At 59.9% G+C, this 13,461-nt stretch carries 10 protein-coding genes and 2 pseudogenes; 8 read left to right on the top strand and 4 right to left on the bottom strand.

What is annotated here, in order from left to right:
- Positions 1-102: 102 nt before the first annotated feature.
- The 5 genes and pseudogenes from ampD to ACZZZP_RS18975 all read left to right on the top strand — a co-directional run bounded on the left by ampD (position 103) and on the right by ACZZZP_RS18975 (position 4,444).
- The gene (gene ampD / locus ACZZZP_RS18995; protein ID WP_463383743.1) at positions 103-696 is read left to right on the top strand and encodes a 1,6-anhydro-N-acetylmuramyl-L-alanine amidase AmpD; all 594 of its coding nucleotides are present in this window, start codon (positions 103-105) and stop codon (positions 694-696) included.
- A complete protein-coding gene (gene ampE / locus ACZZZP_RS18990; RefSeq protein WP_122494424.1) occupies positions 693-1,529 on the top strand; it encodes a regulatory signaling modulator protein AmpE in 837 nt (278 codons plus the stop codon). The genes ampD and ampE overlap by 4 nt, the downstream gene beginning before the upstream one ends.
- Positions 1,530-1,885: 356 nt before the next feature.
- Positions 1,886-3,025, top strand: a pseudogene (locus tag ACZZZP_RS18985) (HAMP domain-containing protein); the annotation flags it as partial.
- A gap of 144 nt (positions 3,026-3,169) precedes the next feature.
- Positions 3,170-3,883: a methyl-accepting chemotaxis protein gene (locus ACZZZP_RS18980; RefSeq protein WP_463384752.1), complete on the top strand. Its 714-nt coding sequence runs from the start codon at positions 3,170-3,172 to the stop codon at positions 3,881-3,883.
- Between the two features lie 267 nt (positions 3,884-4,150).
- The gene (locus ACZZZP_RS18975; protein WP_463383742.1) at positions 4,151-4,444 is read left to right on the top strand and encodes an ESPR-type extended signal peptide-containing protein; all 294 of its coding nucleotides are present in this window, start codon (positions 4,151-4,153) and stop codon (positions 4,442-4,444) included.
- A gap of 57 nt (positions 4,445-4,501) precedes the next feature.
- On the opposite strand, the pseudogene ACZZZP_RS18970 reads toward ACZZZP_RS18975, so the two are convergent.
- A pseudogene (locus ACZZZP_RS18970) lies at positions 4,502-5,282 on the bottom strand (TatD family hydrolase).
- Between the two features lie 14 nt (positions 5,283-5,296).
- On the opposite strand from ACZZZP_RS18970, the gene ACZZZP_RS18965 reads away from it, so the two are divergent.
- On the top strand, positions 5,297-5,713 hold the full coding sequence (locus tag ACZZZP_RS18965; protein WP_463536762.1) for an endonuclease domain-containing protein: 417 nt from the start codon (positions 5,297-5,299) through the stop codon (positions 5,711-5,713).
- Positions 5,714-5,778: 65 nt separating this feature from the next.
- Here ACZZZP_RS18965 and ACZZZP_RS18960 read toward each other — a convergent pair whose 3' ends face one another.
- Positions 5,779-7,362, bottom strand: a complete 1,584-nt coding sequence (locus tag ACZZZP_RS18960; RefSeq protein WP_122494415.1) for a peptide chain release factor 3 — start codon at positions 7,360-7,362, stop codon at positions 5,779-5,781.
- 506 nt (positions 7,363-7,868) lie between these two features.
- Here ACZZZP_RS18960 and ACZZZP_RS18955 point away from each other — a divergent pair.
- The gene (locus ACZZZP_RS18955) at positions 7,869-9,032 is read left to right on the top strand and encodes a type III PLP-dependent enzyme (protein ID WP_122494413.1); all 1,164 of its coding nucleotides are present in this window, start codon (positions 7,869-7,871) and stop codon (positions 9,030-9,032) included.
- Positions 9,033-9,221: 189 nt separating this feature from the next.
- Here ACZZZP_RS18955 and ACZZZP_RS18950 read toward each other — a convergent pair whose 3' ends face one another.
- Positions 9,222-9,875, bottom strand: coding sequence for a tetratricopeptide repeat protein (locus ACZZZP_RS18950; RefSeq protein ID WP_463536761.1), 654 nt, complete (start codon positions 9,873-9,875; stop codon positions 9,222-9,224).
- Between the two features lie 137 nt (positions 9,876-10,012).
- A complete protein-coding gene (locus tag ACZZZP_RS18945) occupies positions 10,013-10,693 on the bottom strand; it encodes a Fe2+-dependent dioxygenase (protein ID WP_463536760.1) in 681 nt (226 codons plus the stop codon).
- Between the two features lie 217 nt (positions 10,694-10,910).
- Here ACZZZP_RS18945 and ACZZZP_RS18940 point away from each other — a divergent pair, with 217 nt between their 5' ends.
- Complete coding sequence (locus tag ACZZZP_RS18940; protein ID WP_463383738.1) at positions 10,911-13,160, top strand: TonB-dependent receptor; 2,250 nt, start codon at positions 10,911-10,913, stop codon at positions 13,158-13,160.
- Positions 13,161-13,461 lie beyond the last annotated feature (301 nt).

The following is a 13,461-nucleotide window of genomic DNA, read 5'->3' as shown; positions in this document are numbered from 1 at the left end:
TTGCCGGGCGTTGTCGTTTTCAGGGTTGGCCGCGGCGGTGGCCTGCTCTAGAGTGGTCGGCAGTTTGCGGCCCGGTTGCAGCGGGCCTGCCAAGGAGAATGTATGCAGTTGGACCCCACCACCGGCTGGTGCGACGGTATCCGCCATTGCCCGTCGCCAAATTTCAACGAGCGGCCCAATGGGGAAATTTCGCTGCTGGTGATTCACAACATCAGCCTCCCGCCGGGGCAATTCGGTACGGGAAAGGTGGTTGAGCTGTTTCAGAATTGCCTATGTGCTGACGAGCATCCGTACTTTGCCGGCATCGCCGAGCTGCGTGTGTCGGCGCATTTTTTAATTCAGCGCGATGGCAGCGTCATCCAGTTCGTGTCCTGCCTGGACCGTGCCTGGCACGCCGGCCTGTCGTTGTTTGAAGGACGCGACAACTGCAATGATTTTTCTATAGGCATTGAGTTGGAAGGCACCGACGACCAGCCGTTTACCGCTATTCAATATGCCGTGCTTGCGCAACTCAGTGCGCAGTTATGCGCGGCATACCCCGCTATCAGCCCTGAGCGGATTTGCGGCCACAGCGATATCGCGCCAGGCCGTAAGACCGATCCGGGTGAATGTTTCGAGTGGCCGCGTTTTTTTGCCGGCCTGGCAGATCAAGGAAAGGCGGGCGAACGCCCGTCGTCAGAGGGAGGCGTGTCATGAGTTTTCTAGTGCTGCTCTTGGTGTTGTGGGTCGAGAAGTTCTCGTCCTGGCGCGCCAGAATCCAGCAAGACGGTGCCTGGTTGCGCCTGTTGGCGTGGGCCGAGCGGCAAGCCGCGTTTCGCCATAATCCGTGGCTGCAACTGGCGATGTTAGTGCTGGTGCCCGTCGCGGCGCTGGCCGTATTGCTCGCGGTGTTGGGTGTTCCGTTGCACGGTTGGCTGACGTTGCCGGTGCATTTGTGGGTGCTGGTTTACAGCCTGGGCCGCGGCGATCCACTGGTGGCGCTGGGGCCGTTTCGCGACGCCTGGCGCCGCGAAGATGTAGAAGGGGCGTACTTGGTGGCGCAACGTGATTTGAACGTCGAAGCGCCCGACCCCGACAGCCTGTTGCAGCAAGCGCAGGGTTTTCTTCTGTGGCAGGGCTATCAGAGCTTTTTCGCGGTGATCTTCTGGTACGCGTTGCTGGGGCCGTTGGCGGCGATTGCCTATCGGCTGTTGGCGTTGACCGTTGAGCACGCTGAAGACCCCGCCTTGCGCGCCCGCGCGGGGCAATGGCGACATGCGTTCGACTGGTTGCCGGTGCGCCTGCTGGCCGGCAGCTTTGCGCTGGTCGGCAGCTTTGTGGCGGTGAGCCGCGTGCTGCTCAATGAATTGCTGAACTGGAATATTTCGGCGGCTCAATTAATCGCCAACAGCGGTCGTGCGGCTGAAGATTTTGGCGCGCCGACCTTGGGCGAAAGCGGCGTATCGAGCCTCGACGGCTTGTGGCAACTGCTGGTGCGCGCCGGGGTGTTTTGGTACGCCGGTTTTGCCGTCTGGACATTATTGTTTTAGCCCCGTCACGGCACCACTGGTCGGGCTGAAACGCCCGCGCTGGCTGGGGTCGCGTTGCCATGGGGTGTGAAGTGCCATCACTCAGATCAATGGCCCTTCCTGGCGATGGACGCTCACTTAACCTTAAGTTACAAAGGTGCGTGCCGATATCGGGTATACAGAATGCCGCGCCCGGCAGTTTGTGACTCGTGTCACGCTCACTGCACGGTGAACGCGCACTGCGACGCGCACGGGTCGACAGAGACGAAAGCGATTGACCCCCGCTGCGTCCCCGCTCTGCCCTGTGACGATCCAATAACAATAATGTGATCAGGAGACGTCTTGTGAAGACCGTGCTGTATCCGGCCATCGCGCTGATGAATCGCCTCAGTTTTGGTATGAAATTCAGCTTGATCAGCGTCCTGTTCTTTCTGCCGATGCTGGTTACCAACTTCTATCTCGTGCAGGACTCGTATAACGAGTTCATCGGCACGCGCGCCGAGCTGCAAAGCCTCGACTTGATGAGCGCTAGCCTCAAGTTGCGCGGCGACCTTGAAAACCTCAACGACATGGTCGAGATCAACGCTGCCGTCGGCCAATCCGGCAAGGCGGGCGATCTCGAAGCGCGTATTGGCGCGCTGAGCAAACGCATCGAAGCTGACCTGCTCAAGCTCGAACCGGTGGTCACCGATGCTGACCAGATCGAGCTGTTCATCTCCAAGCGTGACGAGCTGGTAAAAGCGCTGCAGGCCGCTGACGCGGAAACGTCGTTGCAGAGCAAAGCGCCAATGATCGAGAAGCTGCAGGGCAACATGCAGGTGCTGATCAAGATCATCGCCAACCAGGCCGGCCTCAGCCAAGACAACCAGACCACCGTGCGCCAGATGATCGAGCTGGTCACCAACGGCACCACGTCGGTCACTTCCGCGCTGAGCACCGGTCGCTCGCTGGGTGCCGCCTCCCTGGCGCAAGGCTTCCTCAACTCCTCCGCCAGCGGCAAGTTCGATGAATTGCTGTTGCTGCTGGAAAAACTCCACGCCGAATACGGCCTGACCATCAACGACGCGCTCGATGGCAGCCCGGCTGCACAAGAAGCGTTGAAAAGCCTGGCCGAAGCCAGCCGCGCCACCCTGAAAGAAAGCAGCACGTTCTTCGAAGACCAAGTGGTGATGGCCGACTCCCTGGACGAGCCGTGGCAGGGCTTCTACGACAAAGTGTCGGCGTCCATGGAAAAAACTTACCAACTGAACGACGCCGCCTTGGTGTTCCTCAAGCAACAACTGCAGAAACGTCTGGAGCGTAAGCAAACCCAGATGGTGCTGTTGGTGGTGGCGCTGTTGGTGGTGTTCATCCTCATCGGCTATCTCTACGGCGCGTTTTATGTGTCCACCCGCACCACGCTGAAAAGCCTCGGCAAGGTGATGGACCAAGTCGCGGCTGGCGACATGACCGTCAGCTTCCGCGCCCAGAGTCGTGACGAACTGGGCGAATTGGGTGAAGTGTTCAACGGCACCGTGCAGAAGATTCACCACCTCATTGAGCGCGTCGGCCACACGGTTAGTGCTGTGGGCGTGCAGGCCGATCGGGTGGAAGACGTGTCCGCGCAGAGCAACCAGGCCGTCGCTGGACAGCGTAGCCAGATCGAACAAGTGGCCACGGCGATGAACCAGATGTCCGCCACCGCGCAGGAAGTTGCCCGTAGCGCCGCCGCCGCGGTAGACAGCGCGCAGAGCGTTAACCACGAAACCGTCAGCGGTCGCGCGCTGGTGGAGTTGCAGGTTGGCAGCATCCAACGGCTGGCTGACGAAATTGATCAGTCGGTAACCGTCATTAATCAACTGGCCAGCGACAGTGCCTCGATCAGCCAAGTGCTCGACGTGATCAAAGGCATCGCTGAACAAACCAACCTCTTGGCCCTGAACGCGGCTATCGAGGCAGCGCGTGCTGGCGAACAGGGTCGTGGGTTTGCCGTGGTGGCCGACGAGGTGCGCAACCTGGCCAAGCGCACCCAGCAGTCCACTGAAGAAATCGAAAAGATGATCGCCAAACTCCAGGGCGGCGTCGGTGCGGCGGTCAAAACCATGCACAGCAGTCACAGCATGGCCGACAACACCGTGGCCGAGTCCGGCAAGGTGCAGGTGGCGCTGGAAAACATCCTTGGCGCGGTGGGCATGATTGTCGACCAAAACCAGCAGATCGCGGCGGCGGCGGAGCAGCAAACCGCTGTGGCGCACGACATCGACCAGAACATCGTCGAAATCAACCTGGCCGGCGAGCGCACGGCTGAAGGGGCAAGCCAGACCGAGCAGGCGAGCCGTGAACTGTCGGGCGAAGTGGCCCATCTCAAGCAACTGATCAGCGCGTTCCGCGTATAGCCACGACTCACGTTCTTTGGCTAAGCACCCCGCGCTCGGCGGGGCTGCGTTAAGGGGCAATAACGATTGATCGCGTATCAACGGTTATTGCCCTTTTTTCTTGCCAACCTGATTGCCCCACTTCTTCTTTCAGGCGGTTTCGCCAAACCGCAGCGCAGGGTCTGTAGTCTCGGTCGGTAGGATCGCTGCCGACAAAATAGGCCGACCTACGTCTACTCAATACGCGCGTCGTTAAGGTTCTGGCTCTTTTTGAGTTCGGGGCCGGTTATGAACAAGGGTTGCTTTCGTCTAGTTTTCAGTACGATTTTCGGTTGCTTGATTCCCGTCGCGGAAATCGCGCGCTCTCGACGTAAGCCTGGCCAATGCCCGGATGGCTTAATCGACGCGATGCCATTGCGCATCCAGCCGGCTCCCATTCTCAAGCCACTTTCGCTAGCTGTGCTGCTTGCTGGTTTACCGAATTGGGCTGCCGCAGAAATTCTCCTAGACCGGATGTCGCCAGGCCCCAGCGTCATCAGCTCAGCTAATGGAGTGCCCGTAATCGAGATTGCCAACGGATGAATAAGTGTCAGCCTGAATCAATAAAAGGAACATCGCTAAAGTCTTAGCGATAAATAATTAAGTCCAGCCAAACAGGGCTCGCGCGTTACCGGTAGTGGTCCGCGCGAGCTCTTGCGTGTTCACACCAAGCAACTGAGCGAGTGCTTGGCAGATTTCGGGAAGATGTTCGGGACTATTGCGCTGGTTGGGGTACATGGCTGGCGCCATATCCGGTGAATCCGTTTCCAGCACGATGGCCTCCAGGGGCAGTCGCTGCACCGTCTTGCGCAAGCGCAACGCTTGCGGCCAGGTGGCGGCACCGCCAAGCCCCAATTTAAAGCCCAACTTCATGTATTCCCGGGCTTCCTCATAGCTCCCCCGCAAACGCATGAATGATGCCAGGGCGTTTCAAGTTGAAGCGCTTGAGCGTGGCGATCACCTGCGCGTGGCTGCGACGCACGTGCAAAAGCGGCGGCAGTTCGAAGTCGGCGGCCAGGGCGAGTTGTGCTTCGAACAGGGTTTGTTGGCGGTCGCGGTCCAGCTCTGGCAGGTAATAGTCCAAACCGAACTCGCCCACGGCGCAGAGCTTTTTGTCGCCGGCCAAGCGTTCCAGCCAGGCGCGCAATTCGTTTAGGTGGTCGGGGTGGTGCTGCTCCAGGTAAACGGGATGCAGGCCGAGGGCCGCATAGAGGCTGTCGTTTTCCTGGGCCAAGTCCCATACGCGCTGCCAGTTGCTCTGATAGACGCCGAGTACGACCAAGCGCTCCACTCGTTTATCTCGGGCATTGGCCAGGAGCTGGCTGCGATCGGCATCGAAGTCGGGGAAGTCGAGGTGGGTGTGGGTGTCGATTAGGCGCATGGGGGATAGGGTAAATGGATTTACGTGGGCGTGCCAAAGGGTTGCGAGGGGCGGCGACGGAGGCGGAGCGGGTGATGTGGTTTAGATTGAGGGACCGGCGTTTTTTGGGGCTTAAGTTCAGGCGTCAGGTGCCGCTTGGGCGATACATCGTGGATTTCGTTTGCAGGGAGTTGAAGCTGATTGTTGAGCTCGACGGCGGCCAGCACTCAGAACAAGTTGGATACGATAACTGTCGTAGCGATTGGCTGAAGACCCAGGGATATAGCGTGTTGCGCTTCTGGAATAATCAGGTATTTGGCGAGATGGACTCGGTTATGGAAGCGTTGCGGATTTGGGTGGAACAGCAAGGGCGGCCCTCACCCCAGCCCCTCTCCCGCAGAGCGGGAGAGGGAGACCGGCCCGACCGAGTAGGTGCAGGTTGCGCCGATTAGAACCCCTCTCCCGCTTGCGGGAGAGGGGCAGGGGGTGAGGGGGCCGTTGAGGCAACATCACTAAATCAATGATGTTCCCGCGTAGCCCTGAACTTCACCTCGGGCCAGCGCTCTTCCATCAAGCTCAAGTTCACCCGCGTCGGCGCCAGGTAGGTCAGGTGGCCGCCGCCGTCGATGGCCAGGTTTTCCACGGCCTTGACCTTGAATTCCTCAAGCTTCTTCTTATCGCTGCTGTCGATCCAACGGGCCGACCACACGGTGATCGGCTCGTACTGGCACTCGACCTTGTATTCCTCTTTCAGCCGGCTGGCGACCACGTCGAACTGCAGGACGCCCACGGCGCCGAGGATGATGTCGTTGCTGCGTTCCGGGAAGAACACCTGTGTGGCGCCTTCTTCGGCTAGTTCTTGCAAGCCTTGGCGCAGTTGCTTGGATTTCAGCGGATCTTTCAGGCGCACGCGGCGGAACAATTCCGGGGCGAAGTGCGGGATGCCGGTGAAGCCGAGGTTTTCGCCTTCGGTGAAGGTGTCGCCAATCTGGATGGTGCCGTGGTTGTGCAAGCCGATGATGTCGCCGGCAAACGCTTCTTCCAGTTGCTCACGTTCGGAGGAGAAGAAGGTCAGGGCGTCGCCGATGCGCACGTCTTTGCCCAGGCGCACGTGGCGCATTTTCATGCCTTTGTCGTATTTGCCGGAGCAGATGCGCATAAAGGCGATGCGGTCGCGGTGTTTGGGGTCCATGTTCGCTTGAATCTTGAACACGAAGCCGCTGAATTTCTCTTCCTCTGGCTCCACGGTGCGCTCGTTGGCCACACGGGCCAGCGGCTGCGGTGCCCAATCGACCACGGCGTCGAGTACGTGGTCGACGCCGAAGTTGCCCAGCGCCGTGCCGAAAAATACCGGGGTCAGTTTGCCGTCGAGAAATTCCTGGCGGTTGAATTCATGGCAGGCGCCCTGAACCAATTCCAGCTGTTCGATAAAGCGCTCGTACTCGTCGCCCAGGTGCGCACGGGCTTCGTCGGAGTCGAGTTTTTCGATGATTTTGGTTTCGGTGCGTTCGTGGCCGTGGCCCGGGGTGTAGACGATGATGTAGTCGTCAGCCAGGTGGTACACACCTTTGAAGTCGCGGTAGCAGCCAATCGGCCAGGTCACCGGCGCCGCCTTGATTTTCAGCACGGCTTCAATTTCATCGAGCAGTTCGATGGGGTCGCGAATGTCGCGGTCCAGCTTGTTGATAAAGCTGACGATGGGCGTGTCGCGCAGGCGGCACACGTCCATCAGGGCGATGGTGCGCGGCTCAACGCCTTTACCGCCGTCGAGCACCATCAGGGCCGAGTCCACTGCCGTCAGGGTGCGGTAGGTGTCTTCCGAGAAGTCTTCGTGGCCGGGGGTGTCGAGCAGGTTGATCATGTGCTCGCGGTAGGGGAACTGCATCACCGAGGTGGTGATGGAGATGCCGCGCTGCTTCTCCATTTCCATCCAGTCAGACGTCGCATGGCGGTCGGATTTACGCGATTTCACCGTACCCGCCACGGCAATGGCTTTACCCATAAGCAGAAGCTTCTCGGTAATGGTGGTTTTACCGGCGTCGGGGTGGGAGATGATGGCGAACGTACGGCGTTTCGCGACTTCGGCGGCCTGAATGGACATGCGAGAACCTGGTCGTGGAGCTGGAAATTGGGCGCGAAGTATACAGGATGCCCCGCCTCGATGGGCGGCCGAGGCGTAAGCGGCGGTCGCTCCGTTGAGTCGATCCAAATGAACCCTGATGGTGATAGCCGGTCTGTCAAAAACGGACTGGATACTTCCCCTCAGCACCTGCGCTGGAAGCCAAGCGCCGCAACGGTTTGTGCAGCATTTCGGACGTTTTGTTTGGAATCCAAAACGGGCAATCGGTAAGGCGACAATCAGGTGCAAAACAGCGGCATTTTTTGATTGATCTTGCCCCCACATGCTCCTAAAGTTCGCGCCCGAACGTCCATGCTGGAAACGATCCATGCGGCTCAAGTACTGACGACGAGAGATCGGTTTCGATACTCGGCGACAAGCCTTGGGAAGTAGGCGAACCAAAGTGGGGAAACGGATTAGACGTTCGCGGCTTTGTCACAAAGCCACCCCTTACTACCTTTGTTTGTTTTGCCCATGGAGTCCCCCGCATGTCGATTAAGGTCGAAGACTACTACCCGCGCGAAACCTTCCAGAAAATGAAGGCGTTCGCCGATCAGCAAGAAACCCCGTTCGTGGTGATCGACACCAACATCATCAGCCAGGCTTACGATGACCTGCGCGCCGGTTTCGAATTCGCCAAGGTCTACTACGCCGTCAAGGCCAACCCCGCTATCGAAATCATCGAGCTGCTGCGCGACAAAGGCTCGAACTTCGACATCGCTTCTATCTATGAGCTGGACAAAGTCATGTCCGCCGGTGTCGGCCCGGAGCGCATCAGCTACGGCAACACCATCAAGAAGTCTCGCGACATCCGTTACTTCTATGACAAAGGCGTGCGCCTGTACGCCACCGACTCCGAAGCCGACCTGCGCAACATCGCCAAGGCCGCGCCGGGTTCGAAAGTGTATGTGCGCATCCTCACCGAAGGCTCGACCACAGCTGACTGGCCGCTGTCGCGCAAGTTCGGCTGCCAGACCGATATGGCCATGGACCTGCTGATTCTGGCTCGAGACCTGGGCCTGGTGCCTTACGGCCTGTCGTTCCACGTCGGTTCGCAGCAGCGCGACATCTCGGTGTGGGACGCGGCCATCGCCAAGGTAAAAGTGATTTTCGAGCGTTTGAAAGAAGAAGACGGCATCGAGCTGAAACTGATCAACATGGGCGGCGGCTTCCCGGCCAACTACATCACCCGCACTAACAGCCTGGAAACCTACGCCGAAGAGATCATTCGCTTCCTCAAGGAAGACTTCGGTGACGACCTGCCGGAAATCATTCTGGAGCCGGGCCGTTCGCTGATCGCCAACGCTGGCATCCTGGTCAGCGAAGTCGTCTTGGTGGCGCGTAAATCGCGTACTGCTGTTGAGCGTTGGGTGTATGTGGACGTGGGCAAGTTCTCTGGTTTGATCGAAACCATGGACGAGTCCATCAAGTTCCCGATCTGGACCGAGAAGAAAGGCGAGATGGAAGAAGTGGTCATCGCCGGCCCGACCTGCGACAGCGCCGACATCATGTACGAGAACTACAAGTACGGCCTGCCGCTGAACCTGTCGATTGGTGATCGCCTGTACTGGCTGTCCACCGGTGCCTACACCACCAGCTACAGCGCGGTGGAATTCAACGGCTTCCCGCCGCTGAAAGCGTTCTACCTGTAAGCCTCGGCTGATTTAAAAGCCCCGCCAAAACGCGGGGCTTTTTATTGCGCTGAATTTGCCAACATTCCGCGCTGAATTTGCCAACAACCACCGTCGTCCTCGCGCACGCGGGGACCCAGTATCTGCCGCCGAGCGCGTTTTCTGAGCCACCCCGGATTCCTGCCCGCGCAGGAATGACGCAAGCACGGATCAGCAAAACGCAGCGTACGCCTCACGGTCGCTCTCATCCCCCAACTCGACCGCACGACGAAAATAATCCGCCGCCAACGCGCGAATTTCCGGCTGCTCGGCCTCTTGCAATGAGTGCCGCGCCACCCGCAGAAAATTCAGATTTCCATGCTGCAGCGCCAACTCCAGCCAGGCCGCCGCCGCGCGCACGTCACCTTTTTCCGCCAGCACGGCGGCGTAGCTGAACTGGCCGCGAAAATCGCCTGCTTCGGCGGAGCGGCGGTACCAGTCGTGGGCCAGCGCGACGTCGCGGATCACCACCTGACCTTCTTCGAAATAACGGCCGACCAGGTTCATGGACTTGGCGTGCCCTTGCGCGGCCGCACGCTTGTACAGGGCGAACGCTTGCGGCGGGTCGCGCTGCACGCCTCGGCCGGTGGCGAGCAAGTTGGCGAGGTTGTATTGGCCCCAGTCCAGCCCGGCGTCTGCCGCGCGGCGGTAGTGTTCGGCGGCTTCGGTGAGATTCGCCTCTGCGCCCCAGCCATGCTCGAGGCAACGCCCCAGCATGTTGTGGGCCATGGCGTGGCCGTTGCGCGCAGCGATGCGGAACCAGGTAACGGCCAGCGCCGGGTCGCGCTGAATGCCGCGGCCTTCCAGCAACAGTTGGCCGAGCATGGTTTGCGCATCCAGCGAGCCCTGCCTGGCGGCGGTTAATACGGCATTGGCGGCGCGGCCGGGATCACTCGCCAGCAGTGCCGCCAGGTCGTCGGTGTCGAGGTGTTCTTCGCGGCGTAGGAGGGGCGGTCAACGGTTTACACCTCGGCCCAGCGGCGCAGCAGGTTGTGGTAGTTGCCGGTCAGTTGCAGCAGGGCAGGGTGGTCGGGCACGGCCTGGGTCAGTTGTTGAATGGCTTGGTCCATTTCAAACAGCAAGACGCGCTGGCTGTCTTCGCGCACCAAGCTTTGCGTCCAGAAGAACGAGGCGAAGCGCGCGCCCCGGGTTACGGCTTCGACCTTATGCAAGCTGGTTCCGGGGTACAGCACCATGTCGCCGGCCGGCAACTTGACGCGCTGGTTGCCGTAGGTGTCCTGGATGATCAGCTCGCCGCCGTCGTAGTCGTCCGGGTCGCTGAAAAAAACCGTGGCGGAGAGGTCGGTGCGTACCCGCTCCACGCTGTTTTTTACCTGGCGAATGGCGTTGTCGATGTGGAAGTCGAACGAGCCGCCGCCGGTGTAGCAGTTGAACAGCGGCGGGAAGACTTTGTGCGGCAACGCGGCGGACATGAACAACGGGTTTTGCCACAAACGGGTGAGCATTTCGCTGCTGATTTCGCGGACCAACGGATGGTCGTCGGGCAGCTGCAAATTATGTTTGGCCTTGGCCGATTGGAAGCCTGCCGTCACCTTGCCATCGGCCCATTCGGCCTGTTCCAACGCGCTGCGAATCTGCCGGACTTCATCGCTGCTGAAAACGCCGGGAATGTGCAAAAGCATGGCGGAACCGTTTGTATTTGAAAGTAAGTCGCAAATGATAATTCGCCGCCTGGCTCGCTGGCAACTGGATTAAACCCACGCGCCATGCGGCCTTCAGCGTTTTTTAAAAGTGTAAACATTATGTAAAGATTATTACATGCGAATTATTACCAATTGCTAACCTTTAACTGTTGCTCTACATTCCGCGGCCTTTGCCATTCCTGGGGAGGGAAACCGCATGTCCGCCACGTCCACAGAATCCACTGTTTTTTCGCCACGTTTGCTCGCCACTGCCGTCGGCATGGCCATGTCCGCTTCGCCGCTCGCACGCGCTGCTGAGCCGGTTGCATTGGAAGCCACCAGCGTTGTGGGTGAGCAAGATCAGGCCGAGAACTACAAGGTCGACGAATCGGCTTCGAAGAAGTACACCGCGCCGCTGCGTGAAACGCCGAAAAGCATCACCGTTATCAGCGAGCAAGTGATCAAGGACACCGGTTCCCTCTCCCTGGCCGACGCGCTGCGCACCACCTCGGGCATCACCTTTGGTGCCGGCGAGGGCGGTAACCCGGCGGGCGACCGTCCGATCATTCGCGGCTTCAACGCCGAGAGCGACATGTTTATCGACGGCCTGCGCGATGTCGCGTCGCAAACCCGTGAAGTGTTCAACATCGAGCAGGTTGAAGTGAGCAAGGGCCCAGGCTCGGCCTTCACCGGCGCCGGTTCCACCGGGGGCAGCCTCAACCTGATCAGCAAGACTGCCAAGCAGCAGGACTTTGCCGACGCCGGTTTCACCTTCGGCTCCGACCAGACCCGTCGCTACACCCTCGACGTTAACCGCGTGCTCAACGAGAACATCGCCGCGCGCATCAACCTGATGCAGCACGACGCCAATGTCGCCGGCCGTGCCGGTGTCGACGTCAGCCGCTGGGGCGTGGCGCCGACCGTGACCTTCGGCCTGAATACGCCGACCCGCGCGACCGTGTCGTACTACCACGTCGAAGGCGAGGACACCCCCGACCTCGGTAACCCGCTGCAAAGCACCGTCGGCGCTGATGGCGTGCGCACGCCCACCGGCAACAAAGACAAGTTCTACGGCTTCGCCTCGCGCGACTACCGCGACAGCACCACTGACACCGGCACCATCAAGCTCGAGCACGACCTGAACGACAGCATTACCGTGTCGAACACCTCCCGCATCGTGCGAACCACCCTCGACTACATCGCCACCAACCCGGACGACTCGCGCAACAACGTCGCCAACGGCTACGTGTCGCGCTCGGCGAAAAGCCGTAACTCGACCTCCGAAGGCTTGGTCAACCAGACCGACCTGAGCGCGCGTTTCAACACCGGGTTTATCGAACACTCGGTGAACACCGGCGTCGAGTTCAGCAAAGAAGGCGTGCATAACCGCGCGTATTTCATCGCAACGCCTGGCAGCGGCAACACGTGCAATGCGGCGGCGATCGCCTCGAACAACTGCACCACCTTGGCCAACCCGAACTACAACGACACCTTCCACGGCACCATCACCGACAGCAACGCCTACACCGACACCGACAGCGAAACCCTTTCGGCGTATGTGTTCGACACCTTGAAGTTCAACGATCAGTGGTCGATTAACGCAGGCCTGCGTTACGACGATTACGAGACCAAGGTCCAAGGCCCGAGCGTGACGCGTGGCACCAACACGATCAGCGGCGCCACCAACCTGGAAAACAAGGCGCACTTCTGGAACTACCAGCTCGGTGTTGTCTTCAACCCATTGCCCAACGGCAGCATTTACGCGGCCTGGTCCACCTCCAGCAACCCGGTGGGCGAAACCAGTGGCGAAGGCGCCGATGGCCTGGCTGCGGCGAACCAGGAGCTGGAGCCGGAACGCAACCGCAACTACGAAGTGGGCACCAAGTGGGACTTCTTCGACGAGCGTCTTGGCCTGAACGCTGCCGTGTTCCGCACCGAGAAAACCAACGCCCGCACCCTCGATGAGTTCGGCTTCACGCAAAACATCGGGGAAACCCGTGTCGACGGCTTCGAGCTGGGCGCCAGCGGCAAAATCACCAGCAAGTGGCAAGTGTTCGCCAACTACACCTACCTGGACGGCGAGCTGACCAAGGGCGGTGCGGTGAACGTCGGCACCACGGCGGCGCCGCGTTATGTCGAAGGTGCTTACGACGGCAACGACATCCCGAGCACCCCACAAAACAGCGCCAGCTTCTGGACCACCTACCAACTGCTGCCAAAGCTGTCCCTGGGCGCCGGCGCTTACTACGTGGATTCGCGTTTCGGCAACACCGCCAACACCGTGCAGGTGCCCGACTACTGGCGCTACGACGCCATGGCCAAGTACGTGGTGAACAAGAATCTGGACCTGCAACTCAACGTGCAGAACCTGACGGATGAGCGTTATTACGATCAGGTTTACTCGACGCACATGGCGCACGTGGCGGCAGGCCGGACCGCTTTAATCTCCACTAATTTCCACTTCTAACGGTCGGCGGACGGGCTGATGGTGGCGCCCCTGCAAGGCGCCCCGCAGCTTTCCAGCGCTGCGTACTGGAGTGCGCAAGTATTCAAACCTGCGTCACCCTCGCGCATGCGGGGGTCCAGGAGTTTCGGATTGGACGATTAGTCGTGCACGTCCAAAGATTCCGGATGCCGGATCGTCGCACCGCCACCCTCGCAGGGGCGACGACCATCCGCCCGGCGCCAAACAAAACCCTGAGCGATGCATCGCTCGGGGTTTTTCTTTGCTAGGTAAACGATCAGTAAAGGTTGCGCGGTTGCTATAA

It is taken from the genome of Pseudomonas sp. AC211 (assembly GCF_979258055.1).
The sequence above is the reverse complement of the archived record's forward strand: the minus strand, read 5'-3'. Positions and strand labels throughout refer to the sequence as shown.